This window comes from Cupriavidus sp. 05L411, from assembly GCF_056398045.1.
In genome coordinates this window covers 17,301-35,141 of sequence record NZ_JBFTOQ010000047.1, presented here as the reverse complement: position 1 = coordinate 35,141, position 17,841 = coordinate 17,301, and the positions used below count along the sequence as shown (strand labels likewise).

The window sequence follows — 17,841 nt, the reverse complement described above, 5'->3', positions numbered from 1 at the left end:
CGAGAATTCAACGCGATTGCTGGATTTCGAATGCTCGAGTGGCCAAAAAACTGGCAATAGCCCCCTTGAACCCTCAAGCCGATGGCTGCCTTCGAAGGAAGTGCCATCCGGCCCCAGAGAAGCAGCTGACCGAGGTCCGAGTTCGGCCAGGAGCCGTCCTTCGTGAACTCTAGTTAACAGTCATTCAAATGACAGCTTCGCTCTGAAACCTGTCGTCCGGCCTACGAAAGTAATTCGGCCATTGGGGGTTTCCGCCGTTCGCCAAGCGGGCAAGAAGAAGGCCGCAAGAGCCATATTTGACTTGGCCTGCTCGGCCTTCTTCTATGGCTTGAGCTCTGCGGCCGATTGGGACTTACGAAGGAAGGTGCTGCCGAAAAATAACGTTCGTCACTTGCTTGCGATATTCGGCAGCCAGGCATCCATGCCCAAGCGAAGGCGTACTGCGTTTCGTGACTTCGCATTTTGGCATCTGCCCCACGCGTCAGCCATCCAGGCACGAGCGTAACGTTCGAGCGAGACGGGCCGCTTCACCTGCATCGGTGATGTTGGCGAAGCCAATCACGAGGCCGCGCGGCGTGCGCCGCATACGGCCATTCGCGTACCAAATCGACAGTGGCAACACCGCAAGCCCCGCCTCACGGGCCCGCGAGGCAACGGCGACATCGTCGACCGGGCCATCGGGGCCTTCGGCGAATTGCACCGCGAACTGGATCCCACCGGGTGGCAAATCGACGATCAGCTGCTCGCCGAACGCCTGCTCCAGCGCGTGCGCAATCAGCATGCGGCGTTGGCCGTACAACGCACGCACCCGCTTCACATGTCGCGCAAAATGCCCCTGCTCCATGAAATCTGCCACGGCAGCCTGCAATACCGCCGGCGAGCCGGCGTTCATGCTGCATGCCACCCGCCCGACGCGCTCGACAGCACGCTCCGGCACCACGGCATACGCGAGCCGCAGACCGGGGAACATCACCTTGCTGAACGTGCCGCAATAGATCACGCGATCATGCCGATCGAGGCTCTTCAACGCCGGTAATGGCCTGCCCAAATACCGGAACTCACTGTCGTAGTCATCCTCGATGATCCAGCGAGACGCTGTCTCCGCCCAATCCAGCAGCGCCAGGCGTCTCGTGAGCGACAGCATGTGTCCGAGCGGGCTCTGATGCGATGGCGTGACCAGTGCGAAACGCGCCTGCGGATCCAGTTGAATGCCACGCTCTACGTCGATCCCTTCATCGTCCACCGGCACGGGTACGAACTGCACGCCGGTCTCGGTCAGAAAGTTGCGCGCGAGCAAATAGCCGGGATCCTCGAACCACATATGATCGTTCGGCTGCGCGAGGCTGCGCAGCACGAGTTCAAGCGTCGCGCGGTAGCCACCGGTAATGAACACCTGATCGGGCAGACACGTGACTCCGCGCGACAGACCGAGATAGGTGGCAATGCGTTCGCGCAGTGGCCGATAGCCCATCGGATCCGGGTAGGCGAGCATCTTGCGTTCGCCACTGCGCACACGACGCGAAACCAGCCGGCTCCATATCTTCCGCGGAAACGCGTCCAGCGCCGGCAGTCCTGGCTGCAACGGCCGCGGGTCGCCGCTCATGGCGACGGTGATTGCCACCTGGCGCGGCATCGGCTGGCCATGTGACCCGTCTGGCGTCTTCGCCGTGCCCGCTCCTTCGCCGGCCGGCCGGCCGTGCGAGTCCTGGCGACCCTTTTCATCCGCGGAAAGCACCACTGACGGCGGTAGCGAAGGCGAAACGAACGTGCCGGCAGCACCGCGCATCTGCAGGTAGCCCTCGTCGACAAGGATCGTATAGGCCAGTTCGACCGTGCCTCGCGCCGTGCTCAATTGCGTGGCGAGGCCGCGCAGCGCGGGCACGCGGTCGCCCGGACGCAGATGCCCAGCCGCGATCGCCGTCCTGAAACGCTCGCAGATTTGCAGATAGATCGGCAACGGCTTCTGGCGATCGATTTCGATGGCCAATGCGGGAGTTCGTGCGGTCATAACGGTGTCGCGGAGAAGGAGGAGTGGGAGCGGCTTGGACTAGTCATATCGACAATTCTTGACCCTTATTAATAGGTCATGATTGTCACATACTGGTTTTGGGCAATGCGACGGCGAGGGCGGCACTTTCACGCGGCGCCACGCCCATCACGCGTTCATTTACTCATCTGGAGAACCTGCCATGAAGATCGTCGTAATCGGTGGTTCGGGCCTGATCGGCTCACGTCTCGTCACCCTGCTCAGCGAGGCAGGCCATCAGGCGCTCGCCGCATCCCCAAGTACCGGCGTCAATACCGTGACGGGCGAGGGTCTGAGCAATGCGCTCATCGGCGCGGATGTCGTCGTGGATGTGACGAACGCACCATCTTGGGAACCTCAGGCGGTGCTCGACTTCTTCCGCACCTCGGCGCGCAATCTCGGCAAGGCCGAAGTGGCCGCAGGCGCGCGCCATCATGTAGCGTTGTCGATCGTCGGCACCGACCGCATGCCGGAGAACGCATATTTCGCCGCCAAGGTCGCGCAAGAGGAGGCAATCGAGGCAGCCGGCGTGCCGTACACGATCGTGCGTGCCACGCAGTTCATGGAATTCATCGGCGGCATCGCGGATTTCAGCACGGACAGCGGCACCATTCGCGTCGGCGACGGACAGTTTCAGCCGATCGCTGCGGACGACATCGCGGCGATCCTCTCGCAGGTCGCGCTCGCGGCGCCGCTGAACGACACCATTGACATCGCCGGCCCGGATCGGGCGCCCTTCGCCGAGATCATCGCGCGTTATCTGAAATCGGTAGGCGACGCACGCCCGGTCGTGACGGACCGCAATGCGCGGTACTACGGTGGCCTGGTCGAGGAACTGTCGCTTGTGCCGATCGGCGACGCGCGGATCGGCCGTATCAGTCTCGATCAGTGGCTCGCTCAGGCTAAAGCAGGTTGATTGCGGGTTGCTGTCCCGCTAAGCACATCCTTTCGTTCAGCGGGACATCGCCACGATATGCCGCCAAACACAACCTCTGTCATCTGCCAGGAGAGCATCATGGCGCAACGCCTTAACTACTTTCTGCAATCGCCCGAGCTGTCGAAGAAGCTCGTGGAGCTCGGCGCGCTGCTCCAGAAAACGACGATCGAGACCCACATCCGCGAGCTCGTCGAGCTTCGCACGTCGCAGCTCAATGGCTGCGCGTTCTGTGTCGACATGCATGTCAAGATGGCGAAGATCCATGGCGAGCGCGAACTGCGCCTGCATCACGTGGCGATCTGGCGCGAGTCGACGCTGTTCTCGCCACGTGAACGCGCCGCGCTGGCATGGGCCGAGGTGCTGACTAATATTCCCACCCAGGGCGTGTCGGACGATATCTATGACAACGTACGTGCCGAGTACTCCGAGAAGGAGCTGTCGGATCTCACGTTCCTCGTGGGCGCGATCAACAGCTGGAACCGACTGAACGTGGCGTTCCGCATGGTGCCCGGCTCGTCCGACAAGGCGTTCGGGCTCGACAAGGCCGGCTTGGAGTGATGCCATGAAGAGGATCGTTTCCTTTGCTGCAACCCTGATGTGGTTGTGCCTGATGGTTGCGCGGCCGGCCATGGCTGCGCCGGAGGCGAGTGTGACACCGCTGCGCTCGGAGCCGTTGCCTGAGTATCCGGGCAAGGAAGCCCAGATGATCGTCGTCGAGTATCCGCCCGGCGCGGTCGACCCCGTGCATCGCCATGACGCCCACGCTTTCGTCTATGTGCTCGAGGGGAGCATCGTCATGGGCGTCAAGGGCAGCAAGGAGGTGACGCTCAAGGCGGGCGATACCTTCCACGAAGGCCCCAATGATATCCATACCGTCGGCCGCAATGCCAGTTCCACGCGGCCGGCCAGGTTTGTCGTGTTCCTGATCAAGAACAAGGGCGCACCTATCCTGACCCCGGTGAAGTAGAAGAACCGTCTTTCGCAGGCACCGGCAAGGCCGGTGCATCTTCCCGTAGGCAGGAATGGCTCCATCATCATTCGACACTGGACGTGAGCAGGATCATGAGGAGAGCTCACCGCGATTCGCAAAAATTCCGCCACATCTCCGCTAAGCCGCTGATTTTAATAGGAAATCGATTGATGGACCGAGTGGCGGCACGCGCCACTGCAAGTCGAGTAGGTAATCGCCGAACCGGTTGATATGCTCGCGGCGATATGGCGACAGCGCCTTCGGCACTTCGGCATTCACCGGGTGCCCGCGTTCCCGCAAATCCAGTGGAACCAAAATCAAATCGCGCCCGCGAGCGAATCATCACGAGGAACGCACACCCGCTTGCCCAGGATGAAGAACCGGCAGTTCCCACCCCAAACGCGCGCGTCGTCTTTGGCCATCGGCCAAGGCGGCCCCGCCTCAATAGCCAAGCATGCGCTGCCCGGCGATCGACGCCACCGTGGACACCAGTAGGTCCGCAAAGCGCTTCTCGTCGGTCTCCGCCTGCCAGCGCGGGCCCGCCACGGCGATATTGATGGCCACCCCGGCATCGTCGACGACAGCCGCAGCGATGGAATAATCGCCCAGGCAGTACTCCTCAGCGGTATGCGCGTAGCCGAGCTGCCGCACCTGCAGATGCGTTGCAACGAGGGATGGAGCACTCCCCCCCAGGATCGCCTGGACTGGATGCTGTTCGAGCGAACCGCGTTGTGTCGCAAGTCGGATAAGCTTTTTAGCCGAAGTGCTGACAGCGCTGCGCGAACGCGGCGAACTGAGCCCCGGCCTAGAGAACCCCTATGTCCTCGATTTGCTGGGCTTGCTGAATCGCTATCTGGAGCGAGACATCGAAGCCGCCATCCTGCGCGAGCTGGAGCATTTTCTGCTGGAACTAGGAGCAGACTTCACCTTTGTTTGAGGTAGTCTGACAGTAGCGGACACACCTAGTAGGGCGGACCTGCGCGGCGAGATGCACGTCGCCATTGCGGGGGCAGACGGTGGAACATTTCAGGGTTAGGTAACGCTTGAGCTCTTCCCGCTCGATCCAACTCGCTCGATATGGCTCAGCGAGTCTCACACCTGTCCGTGATTGCGCGAAGCCACGGCAACTGTGGCCGGCGACTCGGCGAGCGGTACGAATCGTCGTGTCGGGCCGTCAAGGGCATCGATGCTACCCTTCTCGATGTCGTAAACCCATCCGTGCAAATTCATGCGCCCCTGCTCGAGTGCAAGTGCCACGGACGGATGGGTGCGTAGATTGGCCAACTGCGCGATCACGTTCTCTCTGACAAGACCGTCGAGCTTAGCGCGAGGGGTATCGAACTGATATGCCGCGTTGATTGCTTTCGCGGCATCTGCATGACGCAACCAGTTCGCGACTGCCGGCAGGTGATCAAGACAAGTGCAACGCGAGATCGCGCCCATCGCGCCACAGTCGGAGTGCCCGCAGATCACGATGTCCTGCACGCCCAGGACCGCGACCGCATACTCGACGGTGGCCGAAACGCCACCAGGTTCCGGACCGTAGGACGGCACAATGTTCCCGGCATTGCGAATGACGAACAGTTCTCCCGGCTCACGCTGGGTGAGGAGCTCGGGCACAACCCGACTGTCCGAGCAGGTGACGAACAGCGCCTTCGGATTTTGTGTCGTTGCGAGTTGCTTGAAAAGCTCGACTCGTTGAGGATAGACGTCGCGCTGAAAGCGCAGAAAGCCGTCGATGATGTCACGCATGGCGTCCTCCAGATTCAAATACGGGATACGGGCACGACCGTTCGATACTTCGTCATGCCGGTGCGCTGCGATTATCGCCGATGTCAAGCTTGAGGCAGCGCCGCCTGGCGGTGCTTGCGCGCCGCCCTCGCCAGCCCGGCGAATTTCGTATAGTCATAGGCCGTCGCCGAGTAGGGCCAGCCCGCATTGGCAGTACTCCGCCTCCGTTTGCCCACTAACTGTGAGACCGCTACGAGCTGCTCGGCGTGTGAAAGGACATCGTAGCCGACGTCCGCGCGGCCGTGGCACGGTGGCCTGAGTTCGCTGACGCAGCGAGCGTGCCGCGACAAATCGTTGACGATATCGGCTAGGCGCTTGGACAGTTCTAAGAGATGGTATGAACGCGTCCCTCCGGGGAGCCGAGCATGAGAGCGCTGCCAATAAGATGCGCACAATGCAGATCAATCCGTTACAAGGAGTGCTATACGAGTACGGCATCAGCTTCAAGGCTGGGCACCAGGCGGGTCTAGCCGAGATCCGGCTTCGTCTTGATGAAGTAGAACAAGCGGCACCAGGATGGCTGTTCAGTGCGTTGCAGGAGCACTCACACGCATTGACCGGTTGGACGAGGAGATCGGAAGGATCGAGCGACGATTGGACCGTATCAATCTGCAGCAAATCAAGATCGATACAAACCAGGTTGAACCACATCGCAGGCCTTGGCATGCCATAGAACGGGCGGACGCTGCCGAGAATCGGCGAGATAGTCTTGTTACGCCCCATGGCCTGATCATGCGCGCCGATGTCGCCGTGTAGCGCCGGACGGATCGATGACTTAAGTATGGGCGAGGGTGGCATTGCCCGGCGCGGGTCGGTGGTTGAGCTGCGCTATAGCCTTTGGTTCTCTTCATGGGCGGACATCACCCGATCGCAGGTCGCCTTGCATCGATACCGCTACCCGGAACTATAACGGACTAAATTGGTTCTAATTAGCGAGGCGTGGTTTTGGGGTGAAGGTGCTCAGACTAAGCAAATTGACCGACTACGGCACGGTGATCATGACGCACATGGCGCGGGATCCCGACCGGATCTGCAGTGCTGCCGAGGTTGCCGCCGAGATTGGCGTGTCAATGCCGACGGCGAGTAAGATCCTCAAGATGCTCGCGCGGCAACAGCTGCTGCATTCGCAGCGCGGGGTGAAGGGCGGTTACCTGCTGGCGCGGCCGCCGCAAGAGATCTCGATCGCGCAGGTGATTGACGCCATGGAAGGCCCTGCCGGCATGACCGAATGCAGCATTGCAGCCGGCTTGTGTACGCAGGAAGGGACATGTTCCATCCGCGCGAACTGGCAGCGAATCAGCCTAGCGATCTTTCATGCGCTGGATGGCGTGACGCTGGCGGACATGACGCAACCGAATTGCCAGCCAGTGGATATCGGCGCGTTGCACGCCTGGAAGGTGGCGGGCCGCAAGCAGGCATTCGAATGAAAGAGGGGAAAACCGAAGGCAGGCCATGGCAACCCCGGCGCACAAGCTCGACGAACTAATCGGCCAAGGCTATCAGCATGGCTTCTACACATCCGTGGCAACGGACACGGTGCCGTGCGGGCTGAACGAGGACGTGATCCGCATGATCTCGGCCATGAAGGGTGAGCCGGAATTCATGCTTGACTGGCGCCTCAAGGCCTATCGTCACTGGCTGACGGTGTCCGAGCCGCATTGGGCGACAGTCAGGCACCCGCCCATCGACTACCAGGCTATCGCCTACTATTCCGCCCCGCACTCCCAGAAGACCGGGCCCAAGACGCTGGATGAGGTCGATCCCGAGTTGCTGCGCACCTACGAGAAGCTGGGCGTGCCCCTGCGGGAGCGCGAGTTGCTCGCGGGGGTCGCCGTGGATGCGGTATTCGACAGCGTCTCGGTAGCCACCACCTTCAAGGCGAAACTGGGCGAACTCGGCATCATTTTCTGTTCGTTCTCGGAGGCGGTGCGGGAGCACCCCGGGCTGGTGCAGCAGTACCTCGGCACGGTCGTACCCTACACCGACAACTATTTCGCCACGCTCAACTCGGCTGTGTTCAGCGACGGGTCGTTCTGCTATATCCCCCCCCGAGTCCGCTGCCCGATGGAGTTGTCCACTTACTTTCGCATCAATGCCCAGAAGACCGGACAGTTCGAGCGCACCCTGATCATCGCCGACGAGGGCGCCTACGTCAGCTATCTGGAAGGCTGCACCGCGCCGATGCGCGACGAAAACCAGCTGCATGCCGCGGTGGTGGAACTGATCGCGCTGGAAGGTGCGCAGATTCGGTACGCGACGGTGCAGAACTGGTATCCCGGCGACAAGGAAGGCAAGGGCGGCATCTATAACTTCGTGACCAAGCGCGGCGACTGCCGCGGCGCCCGCTCGAAGATATCGTGGACCCAGGTSGAGACMGGMTCSGCCATYACCTGGAAGTATCCAAGCGTGATCTTGCAGGGCGACGACTCGATTGGGGAGTTCTATTCCGTGGCGCTGACCAACCACTACCAGCAGGCCGACACCGGCACCAAGATGACCCATCTCGGCAGGAATACCCGGAGCACGATTCTCTCCAAGGGCATCTCGGCCGGCCACGGCCAGAACGCATACCGCGGGCTGGTGAAGATGGCGAAGAGCGCCAGCGGCGCGCGCAACTACTCGCAGTGCGACTCGTTGTTGCTGGGCGACAAATGCGCGGCCCACACCTTCCCCTATATCGAGGTGAAGAATGCCACCGCCCGCGTCGAACACGAGGCCTCCACCTCGCGCATCGGCGAGGACCAGCTGTTCTATTGCCAAAGCCGCGGCATCGGCCCCGAAGACGCGGTATCCATGATCGTGAACGGCTTTTGCAAGGAAGTGTTCAAGGAACTGCCAATGGAGTTCGCGGTGGAAGCGCAGAAGCTGCTGGGCGTCAGCCTGGAGGGAAGCATCGGCTAGGGGAGCGCGCGGGACGCGGCGCCTTGGAGCCACATTGGAGCAAGAGGCCAGCCATGCTTGAAATCCGCAACCTGCACGTCTCAATCGACGACAAGCCCATCCTGCGCGGCATAGACCTTAGCGTGAAGGCCGGCGAAGTGCATGCCATCATGGGCCCCAACGGCTCCGGCAAGAGCACACTTGCCCACGTGCTGGCCGGACGTGACCGTTACGTCGTGACCGCAGGCGAAGTCCTCTACGACGGCGCGAACCTGCTCGGCATGCCGCCCGAAGAACGCGCGCGCGCGGGCGTCTTCCTGGCCTTCCAGTATCCAGTGGAAATCCCGGGCGTTTCGAACATCTATCTGCTCAAGGCGGGGCTCAACGCGATCCGCAAGCATCGCGGCGAGCCGGAACTGGATGCCATCGACTTTCTCGCGCTGGTCAAGGACAAGCTCAGGCTCATGGAGATGGACCCAAGCTTGCTTTGCCGCGCCGTGAACGAGGGCTTTTCCGGCGGCGAAAAGAAACGCAACGAAATCCTGCAAATGGCGGTGCTGGAGCCGCGGCTCGCCATTCTCGACGAGACCGACTCCGGCCTCGATATCGACGCGCTAAAGATCGTCGCCAGCGGCATCGGCTCCATGCGCGGCCCGCAACGCGCCATCGTGCTGGTTACCCATTACCAGCGGCTACTTAACTACATCGTGCCGGATCGCGTCCACGTGCTGGCGCAGGGCCGCATTGCTAGGTCCGGCGGCCCCGCGCTGGCGCTCGAACTGGAGCGCCATGGCTATGCCGGGATGGAGGCGCCGGCTTTCGCCAGCAAGGAGGCTTCAGCATGAGCGCAACCGGCGTGGAACACTATCTTGCCGAGTTCGCCCGCGTCGAGGCTGCATTGCCTGGCCGGCGACTGCCCTGGCTCGCACGCGCGCGCCAGCAGGCGCGGGAGCATTTCGCGCAAGCCGGGTTTCCGACACTGCGCCATGAGGACTGGAAGTACACCAGCGTGGCCGGGATCGAGAGAAGCCGCTTTACCGTGGGGCCGACGCAGTCCGGCAAACCGGACGCCGCCCTGGCTGCGCGGATCGAGTCGCTCGCGTTGCCCGGCGCGCACCTGATGGTATTCGTCAACGGCCGCCACCAGCCGCAATGGTCGCGCATCGGTGTGCTGCCGGCAGGGGTCGAACTGCTCAGYCTCGCCGCCATGCTGGAGCGCACACCGGAACCCGTGGAAGCGCTGCTTTGCCGCCGCGTGAGCGACTACCCGTCCGGCTTCGCAGCCTTGAACACCGCGTTCATGGCCGATGGCGCCTATATCCGCCTGGCCGCCGGCACCGCTCCCGACAAGCCGATCCACCTGCTGTTCGTCACCACGGAGCCCGAGCTGGTCACCCATACGCGCAATCTCGTGATGGCGGACGAAGGCAGCCGTGTCTGCATTGTGGAGCACCACGTGGGTGTGGAGGGCCTCGGCTATTTCACCAATTGCGTCACCGACGTCGTCGCCGCGCGTGACGCGCAGGTCGAACATCACAAGGTGCAACAGGAGAGCCTGAAGGCGTTTCACATCGCCGGCGTGAATATGGATCAGGGGCACGGCAGCCGCTTCACCTCCAGTGCATTCGCCCTGGGCGGCGGCTTGGCGCGGGCCGACATCCAGGTCGGGCTGAATGCCGAGCGCGCCGAATGCTCGCTCGATGGGCTGTACATGACTGGCGGCCGGCAGCATATCGACCACCACACCCGCATCGACCACGCGAGGCCGGATGGCAAGAGCCGTGAATTCTATAAAGGCGTGCTGGCCGGCGCCTCGCGCGCCGTGTTCAACGGCAAGGTGGTGGTGCATCCCAATGCCCAGCATACCGATGCCCACCAGTCCAACCGCAACCTGCTCTTGTCGGAGAATGCCGAAGTCGACACCAAGCCACAGCTGGAGATCTACGCCGACGACGTCAAATGCAGTCACGGCGCCACCGTAGGCCAGCTTGATCCCGACCAGATCTACTACCTGCGTTCGCGCGGGGTGGACGATGCTTCGGCGCGGGCCCTGCTGACCTTCGCCTTCGCCGCGGAGATGGTCAACCGGCTAGGCCTGGCCTGCCTGCGCGCGCGGCTGGAAACGCTGTTGCGCGGCCATTTGCCGGAACCGGTGGAGGCGCCGACATGAACACTGCGGCGCATGAACTCAGGGCCCTGGAGCGCGCGGTACCGGCCGCCGGCCTGGACGTCACGCGGCTGCGCCGGGATTTCCCCATCCTGCGGCAGACGGTCAACGGCAAGCCGCTGGTTTACCTGGACAACGCCGCCACCAGCCAGAAGCCGCAGAGCGTGATCGACTGCGAGGCGCATTACTACGCCGCGCTCAATGCCAATATCCACCGCGGCGTGCATACCCTGAGCCAACTAGCGACCGATGCCTACGAGGCAGCGCGCGACGCCGTGCAAGGCCTGATCAACGCGGCCCGGCGCGAGGAGATCGTGTTCGTGCGCGGAACCACGGAGGCGATCAACCTGGTGGCGGCGAGTTACGGACAGCGCCTGCGTCCCGGCGACGAGATCCTGATCAGCGCGATGGAGCACCATTCCAATATCGTGCCGTGGCAACTGGCGTGCGAGCGCACGGGCGCCATCCTGCAGGTGGCGCCGATCAACGACGCGGGCGAACTGCTGCTGGAGGCATTCGAGCGCCTGCTTGGCCCTCGCACCAGGCTGGTTGCCGTGACCCATCTCTCCAATGCCCTCGGCACGGTCAACCCGGTGCGGTACCTCATCGAACTGGCACATGCCAGGGGGATTCCGGTGCTGGTCGACGGGGCCCAGGCCGTGCCGCACTTCAACGTTGACGTGCAGGCGCTGGATTGCGATTTCTACGCATTCTCCGGGCACAAACTCTACGGCCCCACCGGCATTGGCGTGCTCTACGGCAAGGCCGCGCTACTCGAATCCATGCCGCCTTACCAGGGCGGGGGCAACATGATTCGCGAGGTCACTTTCCGCAAGACCACTTACAACGAACTGCCCTTCAAGTTCGAGGCGGGCACACCCAATATCGCCGGCGTGATCGGCCTGGGCGCCGCGATCGGCTATGTGAGCGCGGTGGGCCTGGATGCCATCGCGGCCCACGAGCACGCGCTACTCGCCTACGCCACCGGGCAGGCGGCGCAGATTCCCGGCCTGCGCATCATCGGGACGGCCGCGGGCAAGGCGAGCATTCTCTCGTTTGTCCTGGATGGCGTACATCCGCATGATGCCGGCACCATCCTCGACCTGGAAGGCGTGGCGGTCCGTGCGGGCCACCATTGCGCGATGCCCGTGATGGAGCGGTTCGGCGTGCCTGCCACGGTGCGGGCGTCCTTCGCGCTATACAACACGCGAGAGGAAGTGGATGCGCTGTTCCGTGCCGTGCGCAAGTCACAGGAGGTATTTGCCTGATGTCCGACCTGCTCGATCTTTACCGGGAAGTCGTGGTCGACCACAGCCGCTCTCCGCGCAATTTCAGGCGGCTGACGGGTGCGAACCGTAGCGCCGAGGGGTTCAATCCCCTGTGCGGTGACCGGCTGACGCTGTACCTGAAGGTCAACCATGGCGTGATCGAGGATGCGAGCTTCGAGGGATCCGGCTGCGCTATCTCCACCGCCTCGGCGTCACTGATGACCGAGGCGCTTAAGGGTAAGACCGAGGCGCAGGCGCAGGCGTTGTTTTCCGGCTTCCATGCGCTCGTGACCGGATCCGGCACGGCGCAGGCCTGCGCGCCGCTGGGCAAGCTGGAGGTGCTGGGCGGCGTACGGGCGTTTCCGGCGCGTGTGAAGTGCGCGACGCTGGCCTGGCATACCATGCAGGCCGCCTTGCGCGACAGCACCCAGCCGGTCTCAACGGAGTGACGCAATGAGCATGATCGATTGGCTGCGCAAGGCCAAGGCACACGAAGACCAGTTCGAGCCTGACCCCGATACTATGGAGGGACGGGTGATAGAGGCGTTGCGCACCGTTTATGACCCCGAGATTCCGGTCAATATCTACGACCTGGGCCTGGTCTATTCCCTGTCCGTGGACGAAGCCGCCGGCAAGGTGGGCATCCGCATGACGCTGACCGCGCCGGGCTGCCCGGTGGCGCAGACCTTCCCCGGCGTGGTCGAGAGCGCCGTCATGGAAATTGGCGGCGTGGACGAAGTCGAAGTTGAACTGGTATGGGATCCGCCCTGGTCGCGAGAGCGGATGAGCGAGGCGGCGCGACTGGAACTGGGGTTGCTCTGAGATGAGCGAATGGATCGATGTCGCTCCGGCCGACGAATTCAAGCCCGAGACGTGCCGCACCGTTGACCTCGACGGCGTGCAGGTCGCGGTATTCAATGTGGGCGGCAGCTACTACGCCGTCGAGGACATGTGTTCCCACGAGTCGGAGCCTCTGTGTGGCGGCGACGTCGAAGGTGAGGAAGTCGTCTGCCCGCGCCACGGCGCGCATTTCTCCCTCATCACGGGGGCGGCGCTGTCCCCGCCGGCTTACGACCCAGTGGCGGTTTTTCCGGTCCGGGTCATGGGCGGCACGGTACAGATCAAGGATGACCGCTGGGACTAGGGGGAAGGCTTGAGCGCCGGGTCGGCTGCTCAAGGGAGGGGTCATCGTACTTTCCGCGCATTTTCTGGCGGTATGCACCCGAAAGGGATTATCAATCAAGAGCTTACAAGTATTCCGTCGGCGCGTGATGCATTGCTCCGAGAAGCCTTGCCACAGGCCGGCCTGCGGTCCGCTACCGCCATTTTTTTCACGGAAAGTACGATGACCCCGACAAGCGCTTTCTGCTGGCCATGGTTGTCGCAGGAGGAAACTCGCCATTCCACGGATCATCGCTGTGCAGGATGGCGTAATCCATAGGGAAGAGATCTCGCACGGGAGGCGGGTATCCGTAGGCCAACACCGGGGTAAGGGCGCCGGCGTCGAGGTGGAAAACTTCCACGAGCCGCCGCTCGCCTGTACTGGCCAGTCCACTCACATAGATATACCTTTCTTCGCGCCAAGTGAAAGTTCCACTTTCCAGGGGGCCTTCGATCTTGAGCAGCGGCGCATAGTTCTCTTTGGCTACTGCTGTTGCCTCGGCCACATAGTCATGCTGCAATGGTTGGCCGCGCCTCATCTTGGACCTGCGGTATCTTTTGACACATGTAGCCATTGCCTTCCTCCGGAAACGAAGTGCGACCACGCTCATAGTGGCATATGCCACTATGAGCGTGGTGCAGGAAAAGCTTCGCTCTCACCCCCTCGTTAGCGGGGAGTGCGTTGCGCTGGCGCGGCATCCATCCACTCGGGCGGGTAGGGCCGCATGAAGCTACGCGTCTGCTTCGGATAGCGGGGAAGCTGGCGGAGATGTGGAACGAGGTGCAGATTCAACAGCGTTAGCGGTAACGCTGGTCAGGCCCGTGAGCGCCGGCTTCTTTACAACTCACCAAGAAAAAAGCCCTCGACCGGGTAGTCGAGGGCTGGAAGTGGTAGCGGGCGTGTCGCGGGACCGCCCGTAGGCAAGGATGCGCCGCATCTAGCTTACGAGTGCCCTCAATTCTTGATGTGTTGCTTCATTGCAACGCTCATGTGACCCGCGCTCATGAGGTCACATTCAGGGCCATTTGGTCGGCGGTGGCTCCGCATCCGTCCGCTCGGGCGGGTGGAGCCACATGAGGCTACGCGCCCATTCTAGATCTCGACTGGTGAGCCAGTCATCCGACTCTATCCGCGGCACGATCACAATCATCCGGGTTTCCTTTCATGCGTATTTCGGGGCGCGTGATCAGCGATTTCGGCAACCTGATCACTTGTTTCGGCCGGGAGATGATCGCCGGTTTCGCCTGAACGCGATCACTTGGCGGTGACGGCAAGATCGGTGATCACGATCCGGAAACGAGTGGCCAAGCAGCCGAAACAGGTGATCATGCGCAAGATCAAGGAAGCGCTTCGCCTGAAGTGGGCGTGTGGCCTGTCGCACCGGCAAATTGCCAGGGCAACGGATGTGAGTGTTGGCGCCGTCTCGCAGTATGCGGCGAAGGCGTCGGGACTGGATCGGCCGCGGGCAGAAAGTCTTGACGAGGATGCCCTGGAGCAGCGGCTGTTCGGCGGGTAGAAGCCGGCCGAAAGCGCGGGCGGTCGGGTGACACCGGACTTTGCCCACTTGCATCGCGAGCTGCGCGGCAAAGGCGTGACGTTGCAGTTGCTGTGGAAGGAATACCTGAAAGGGAATCCAGATGTCCCAATCTACCCGTACACACAGTTCTGCTGTCGCTAGCGGGGCTATCGCCTTGCCGGCTCAGGTAGGCAGGTGCCATCCCCGGCAAGTGCTTGACATAGGCTGCCGTCGCGGCCTGTTCTGCGGCCCGTTTATTCACCTCGGTCTGGCGCTTAGCTCGCTGGGTGGAGGCGCAAGCCGGGGAGGAACAGGCCGATCCAATAGAGCTACTAGGCAACATTATCTTCTCCTGATGGAATGTTGCCCCACTTTCCCCGCCCCAATCGGCGCGTCACATCATGGCTGGCTGATCCGGAAATGCTCCGGTGTCTGGCCGGCATTCACCGCGCGTTGCAGCCAGTCTGGCATTGCGCCCTGCCCGCCCCACGTCTGGCCATCGGCGTTGCAGTAACAACTAGCCGCAACGTCCAGCACCGGCGGCTGCGAGACTGGAAAGCAGTCTGCCGCCGCCAGGTCGTCCAGGGACAAGCCGTGCGCGGCCATCTGCTTGCGCACCCAGATAATGGCCGATACGCGTTCGATTTCGATTTCGATTGACATGGCAAGGAAAAATTGAATCGCGAGATGGTTGGTGCGAATCAACCGCCACGCTTGTACACCACTCCGCGGGGAGACACGGACGTCGCCACCGGTTGCGGCCTGTCGGGCTGCGGCGGGCTGGCGGCGCGCTGCTTCGCTCGCTTGGCCTCGCGCGCTTTCTCTATCACGTAGAAGTCCGGACCCGCAATGGCTGAAAGCGCGCACGAGAACGCCATCAGGCCGGCGCCCGTCAAAATCAGTCTCTTCATTGGAATGGCCTATTTGTTGTTGACTGTGCGGACTGCCGAACGGGATCCCCGCGCCGGGAGTTGGCCCGCGCCCGTAAGATCCGGCGCGGGAGGAGCACCCAGGAAAATCGGGGAGCCTGCTTTTGGCTGCTCCCCGCGGCACATAGAACAGCAGCCGAAAAAAGCGATCAGGCGGCGAGGGATAAGCCGATTGACAGAGTGCAGTGTATGCCTCCGCCGTCGACGACAAAAGCGACTAATAACGATGGGTACAAGTCGTTTTTCTCATGACTTAAAACGCGCCGCAAGCGGGATCATTCCATGTCCGACACCGGACTTGCATCGCACAGATGGCTCAGGCCGGAGCTCCGTCCCCCCAACATCCAACGAAACGCCATCCGATGAAGAGAAGCGTCCACGTCTGCGCCGCCACCGCGCTCACGCTATTGAGCGCCATTTCTTTTGACGTGTGGGCAGAAAGCCAAGGGCCAGATCCGGCGGTCGGCGTCAGTGTGCCTCCCACGGTCCAGGCATCAGCGCCTCCGGCGCTCCAACCGTCCATCGCAACCACGCTGAGTGCCAATACCGAGGCCGCCAGCTTCAATCCGGGTGGTCTCGGCCCGATTTATGTGACCGGTGTGGCAAGTGGACTGGCCCAGGTGCAAAGCAAGGCCTTGCCAAGTGACCGCAGCCGGCAACTCGACATTGGCAATGCACAGGTTTTCATCAACAAGCCGGATGGCTTGCTGCAGTTTTTCCTGCAGGGCGGATACTACTCGATTCCCATGCTCGGCGCGCCCTACATTCGCAGCGCCGATGCCACGCCTACGTTCTTCGGCCCCGTCGCGCAGGGCTTTCTGAAGATCGCACCCACTGAGAATTTCTCTGTGTTAGTCGGAAAGCTGCCAACGCTGATCGGTGCCGAGAGCACGTTCTCGTTCCAGAACATGAACATTCAGCGCGGCCTGTTGTGGAATCAGGAGAATGCCGTGAACCGGGGCGCGCAGGTGAACTATGCCGCCGGGCCGCTGACGCTTGCGGCTTCAGTCAACGATGGCTTCTACTCGAACCAATACAGCTGGGTATCGATGTTGACCAGCTATGCTTTCGACAGCGCCAACACGCTGGCCGTCATCGCGGGCGGCAACACCAGCCGCACCAATGTATCGACGACCGCGACTCCGCTGTTCTATAGCAACCAGCAGATCTACAACCTGATCTACACGCACACTGAAGGCCCCTGGACCTTCCAGCCGTACCTGCAATACACCCGCGTGCCGAAGCTTGTGCAGTTCGGCGCCTACGAGTCCGCGTCAACGTATGGCGGCGCGTTGCTGATGAGCTACGATTTCGGCGCCGAAGCAGTCCCGGCCGCTCTGAGGGCGGTGGGCTTCAAACTGCCAGTGCGACTTGAGTACATCGGCTCAACGGGCAGTGCCACCGGAGGTGCGCCTAACCTGCTGTACGGGCCGGGAAGCGCCGCATGGTCGTTCACCGTGACACCCACCTATCAGTACAAGCGCGTCTTTGCGCGCGCCGAGTTTTCCTATGTCGGCGCGCGCAAGACCGCACCCGGCCTGGCTTTCGGTACCGACGGCAACAACCGATCGCAGGTGCGCGGCTTGCTCGAGGTCGGATTGCTTCTATAGGCGTCCGCCTGGAAAGAAATCAAGTCTGTTGTCCCATTTTTGGAAACTGTTCACGGGCCAGGAGGGGGCGTCGCGTTCGCGCGATGACGCCGATAACGACGTGATCGGGCGTCGGGGAAAACCTCATCATGGCTATTGGGACCGTCCAGCGGGAAGGGCGCGTGGCCTGGCCCAGTAGCGTGTGCTGTCACTCAACGTGCTATTCAACCTCGCCGCCGCGAAGCGTAGTATTGTGTCAATCCCGCAACGGCGTGGCACCGTCCCGAGACATCCTCGTGTAGCCTCACCCTCGCTGCCAATTATCTCCGGCTATACGGTGCAAGTTCGCTATGGCGCAATACCTCCAAATCGCAGTCCGATCCGTCGGCGTCGGCGCCATCTTTGTGATCGTCGCCGTTACCTCTCGGCAAGTTTATCTGCGGGTCGCTGCTGAATCTGGCATTGCCGGCGGAAAAAAGGATCCCGCGGCAACGATGTTGATCCGATGCGAAGCCATGCACAGCCGCCTGCAGAATCGGCCAATTTCCGAAGACGCTGCGGATGCTGACGAGGCGCCGCGTGCCCGGTGCATGGAGTCCTGAGCTC

General features: G+C 62.2%; 20 protein-coding genes and 1 pseudogene. 15 read left to right on the top strand and 6 right to left on the bottom strand.

Annotated elements, in window-relative coordinates; genetic code table 11:
* Nucleotides 1–481: 481 nt before the first annotated feature.
* Nucleotides 482–2,008, bottom strand: a complete 1,527-nt coding sequence (gene pdxR / locus AC1DQR_RS33545) for a MocR-like pyridoxine biosynthesis transcription factor PdxR (protein WP_477134563.1) — start codon at nt 2,006–2,008, stop codon at nt 482–484.
* 181 nt (nt 2,009–2,189) lie between these two features.
* Between pdxR and AC1DQR_RS33540 the strand changes: the two genes are divergently transcribed.
* From AC1DQR_RS33540 to AC1DQR_RS33530, 3 genes are all read left to right on the top strand, one after another.
* Nucleotides 2,190–2,942 (top strand): SDR family oxidoreductase, encoded by a 753-nt coding sequence (locus tag AC1DQR_RS33540; RefSeq protein ID WP_416047032.1) that lies wholly within the window; start codon nt 2,190–2,192, stop codon nt 2,940–2,942.
* Nucleotides 2,943–3,041: 99 nt separating this feature from the next.
* Nucleotides 3,042–3,521 (top strand): carboxymuconolactone decarboxylase family protein, encoded by a 480-nt coding sequence (locus tag AC1DQR_RS33535; RefSeq protein ID WP_477134562.1) that lies wholly within the window; start codon nt 3,042–3,044, stop codon nt 3,519–3,521.
* 4 nt (nt 3,522–3,525) lie between these two features.
* The gene (locus tag AC1DQR_RS33530) at nt 3,526–3,930 is read left to right on the top strand and encodes a cupin domain-containing protein (RefSeq protein ID WP_416047031.1); all 405 of its coding nucleotides are present in this window, start codon (nt 3,526–3,528) and stop codon (nt 3,928–3,930) included.
* 444 nt (nt 3,931–4,374) lie between these two features.
* On the opposite strand, the gene AC1DQR_RS33525 is transcribed toward AC1DQR_RS33530, so the two are convergent.
* Nucleotides 4,375–4,584: an IclR family transcriptional regulator gene (locus AC1DQR_RS33525; RefSeq protein ID WP_416047030.1), complete on the bottom strand. Its 210-nt coding sequence runs from the start codon at nt 4,582–4,584 to the stop codon at nt 4,375–4,377.
* 112 nt (nt 4,585–4,696) lie between these two features.
* Between AC1DQR_RS33525 and AC1DQR_RS33520 the strand changes: the two genes are divergently transcribed.
* Nucleotides 4,697–4,870, top strand: a complete 174-nt coding sequence (locus tag AC1DQR_RS33520; protein ID WP_416047029.1) for a PDDEXK nuclease domain-containing protein — start codon at nt 4,697–4,699, stop codon at nt 4,868–4,870.
* Between the two features lie 155 nt (nt 4,871–5,025).
* On the opposite strand, the gene AC1DQR_RS33515 is transcribed toward AC1DQR_RS33520, so the two are convergent.
* Nucleotides 5,026–5,685, bottom strand: coding sequence for a carbonic anhydrase (locus AC1DQR_RS33515; RefSeq protein WP_183035862.1), 660 nt, complete (start codon nt 5,683–5,685; stop codon nt 5,026–5,028).
* Nucleotides 5,686–6,698: 1,013 nt separating this feature from the next.
* Between AC1DQR_RS33515 and AC1DQR_RS33510 the strand changes: the two genes are divergently transcribed.
* The 8 genes from AC1DQR_RS33510 to AC1DQR_RS33475 are packed head-to-tail and all read left to right on the top strand — an operon-like array spanning nt 6,699 to nt 13,183.
* Entirely contained in the window at nt 6,699–7,151 is a 453-nt protein-coding gene (locus AC1DQR_RS33510; protein ID WP_477134561.1) for an SUF system Fe-S cluster assembly regulator, read from the top strand.
* Nucleotides 7,152–7,176: 25 nt separating this feature from the next.
* A complete protein-coding gene (gene sufB / locus AC1DQR_RS33505) occupies nt 7,177–8,625 on the top strand; it encodes a Fe-S cluster assembly protein SufB (protein WP_477134560.1) in 1,449 nt (482 codons plus the stop codon).
* Between the two features lie 53 nt (nt 8,626–8,678).
* On the top strand, nt 8,679–9,449 hold the full coding sequence (sufC, locus tag AC1DQR_RS33500; RefSeq protein WP_477134559.1) for a Fe-S cluster assembly ATPase SufC: 771 nt from the start codon (nt 8,679–8,681) through the stop codon (nt 9,447–9,449).
* Nucleotides 9,446–10,774, top strand: a complete 1,329-nt coding sequence (gene sufD / locus AC1DQR_RS33495) for a Fe-S cluster assembly protein SufD (RefSeq protein ID WP_477134558.1) — start codon at nt 9,446–9,448, stop codon at nt 10,772–10,774. The genes sufC and sufD overlap by 4 nt, the downstream gene beginning before the upstream one ends.
* Complete coding sequence (locus tag AC1DQR_RS33490; RefSeq protein ID WP_416047025.1) at nt 10,771–12,039, top strand: SufS family cysteine desulfurase; 1,269 nt, start codon at nt 10,771–10,773, stop codon at nt 12,037–12,039. The genes sufD and AC1DQR_RS33490 overlap by 4 nt, the downstream gene beginning before the upstream one ends.
* Nucleotides 12,039–12,488 carry a Fe-S cluster assembly sulfur transfer protein SufU gene (gene sufU, locus AC1DQR_RS33485; RefSeq protein ID WP_416047024.1) on the top strand — a complete coding sequence of 150 codons (450 nt, stop codon included), beginning with the start codon at nt 12,039–12,041 and terminating at the stop codon, nt 12,486–12,488. Before AC1DQR_RS33490 ends, sufU begins: the two co-directional genes overlap by 1 nt.
* A 4-nt stretch (nt 12,489–12,492) precedes the next feature.
* Nucleotides 12,493–12,861, top strand: a complete 369-nt coding sequence (locus tag AC1DQR_RS33480) for an SUF system Fe-S cluster assembly protein (protein WP_416047023.1) — start codon at nt 12,493–12,495, stop codon at nt 12,859–12,861.
* A 1-nt stretch (nt 12,862) separates the two neighbouring features.
* Nucleotides 12,863–13,183: a Rieske (2Fe-2S) protein gene (locus tag AC1DQR_RS33475; RefSeq protein WP_416047022.1), complete on the top strand. Its 321-nt coding sequence runs from the start codon at nt 12,863–12,865 to the stop codon at nt 13,181–13,183.
* Nucleotides 13,184–13,370: 187 nt separating this feature from the next.
* Here AC1DQR_RS33475 and AC1DQR_RS33470 read toward each other — a convergent pair whose 3' ends face one another.
* Nucleotides 13,371–13,739 (bottom strand): hypothetical protein, encoded by a 369-nt coding sequence (locus AC1DQR_RS33470; RefSeq protein WP_416047021.1) that lies wholly within the window; start codon nt 13,737–13,739, stop codon nt 13,371–13,373.
* Nucleotides 13,740–14,528: 789 nt separating this feature from the next.
* Between AC1DQR_RS33470 and AC1DQR_RS33465 the strand changes: the two are divergent.
* Nucleotides 14,529–14,876, top strand: a pseudogene (locus AC1DQR_RS33465) (IS21 family transposase); the annotation flags it as partial.
* Between the two features lie 240 nt (nt 14,877–15,116).
* Here AC1DQR_RS33465 and AC1DQR_RS33460 read toward each other — a convergent pair.
* Nucleotides 15,117–15,422, bottom strand: coding sequence for an H-NS histone family protein (locus AC1DQR_RS33460; RefSeq protein WP_416047020.1), 306 nt, complete (start codon nt 15,420–15,422; stop codon nt 15,117–15,119).
* The gene (locus tag AC1DQR_RS33455; protein ID WP_477134557.1) at nt 15,419–15,628 is read right to left on the bottom strand and encodes a hypothetical protein; all 210 of its coding nucleotides are present in this window, start codon (nt 15,626–15,628) and stop codon (nt 15,419–15,421) included. Before AC1DQR_RS33455 ends, AC1DQR_RS33460 begins: the two co-directional genes overlap by 4 nt.
* Before the next feature lie 380 nt (nt 15,629–16,008).
* Here AC1DQR_RS33455 and AC1DQR_RS33450 point away from each other — a divergent pair, with 380 nt between their 5' ends.
* Together AC1DQR_RS33450 and AC1DQR_RS33445 are read left to right on the top strand one after the other, a co-directional pair.
* Entirely contained in the window at nt 16,009–17,256 is a 1,248-nt protein-coding gene (locus AC1DQR_RS33450; RefSeq protein WP_477134556.1) for an outer membrane beta-barrel protein, read from the top strand.
* Nucleotides 17,257–17,585: 329 nt separating this feature from the next.
* Nucleotides 17,586–17,837, top strand: a complete 252-nt coding sequence (locus AC1DQR_RS33445) for a hypothetical protein (RefSeq protein ID WP_477134555.1) — start codon at nt 17,586–17,588, stop codon at nt 17,835–17,837.
* Nucleotides 17,838–17,841 lie beyond the last annotated feature (4 nt).

Excerpts from the sequence above, each read along its gene's own strand:
- AC1DQR_RS33530 (WP_416047031.1), top strand. The coding sequence starts at position 3,526 with ATGAAGAGGATCGTTTCCTTTGCTGCAACCCTGATGTGGTTGTGCCTG.
- sufC (WP_477134559.1), top strand. The coding sequence starts at position 8,679 with ATGCTTGAAATCCGCAACCTGCACGTCTCAATCGACGACAAGCCCATC.
- sufU (WP_416047024.1), top strand. The coding sequence starts at position 12,039 with ATGTCCGACCTGCTCGATCTTTACCGGGAAGTCGTGGTCGACCACAGC.
- AC1DQR_RS33455 (WP_477134557.1), bottom strand. The coding sequence starts at position 15,628 with ATGAAGAGACTGATTTTGACGGGCGCCGGCCTGATGGCGTTCTCGTGC.
- pdxR (WP_477134563.1), bottom strand. The coding sequence starts at position 2,008 with ATGACCGCACGAACTCCCGCATTGGCCATCGAAATCGATCGCCAGAAG.
- AC1DQR_RS33490 (WP_416047025.1), top strand. The coding sequence starts at position 10,771 with ATGAACACTGCGGCGCATGAACTCAGGGCCCTGGAGCGCGCGGTACCG.
- AC1DQR_RS33515 (WP_183035862.1), bottom strand. The coding sequence starts at position 5,685 with ATGCGTGACATCATCGACGGCTTTCTGCGCTTTCAGCGCGACGTCTAT.
- AC1DQR_RS33470 (WP_416047021.1), bottom strand. The coding sequence starts at position 13,739 with ATGAGGCGCGGCCAACCATTGCAGCATGACTATGTGGCCGAGGCAACA.
- AC1DQR_RS33475 (WP_416047022.1), top strand. The coding sequence starts at position 12,863 with ATGAGCGAATGGATCGATGTCGCTCCGGCCGACGAATTCAAGCCCGAG.
- AC1DQR_RS33540 (WP_416047032.1), top strand. The coding sequence starts at position 2,190 with ATGAAGATCGTCGTAATCGGTGGTTCGGGCCTGATCGGCTCACGTCTC.
- AC1DQR_RS33535 (WP_477134562.1), top strand. The coding sequence starts at position 3,042 with ATGGCGCAACGCCTTAACTACTTTCTGCAATCGCCCGAGCTGTCGAAG.
- AC1DQR_RS33450 (WP_477134556.1), top strand. The coding sequence starts at position 16,009 with ATGAAGAGAAGCGTCCACGTCTGCGCCGCCACCGCGCTCACGCTATTG.
- AC1DQR_RS33445 (WP_477134555.1), top strand. The coding sequence starts at position 17,586 with ATGGCGCAATACCTCCAAATCGCAGTCCGATCCGTCGGCGTCGGCGCC.
- AC1DQR_RS33480 (WP_416047023.1), top strand. The coding sequence starts at position 12,493 with ATGAGCATGATCGATTGGCTGCGCAAGGCCAAGGCACACGAAGACCAG.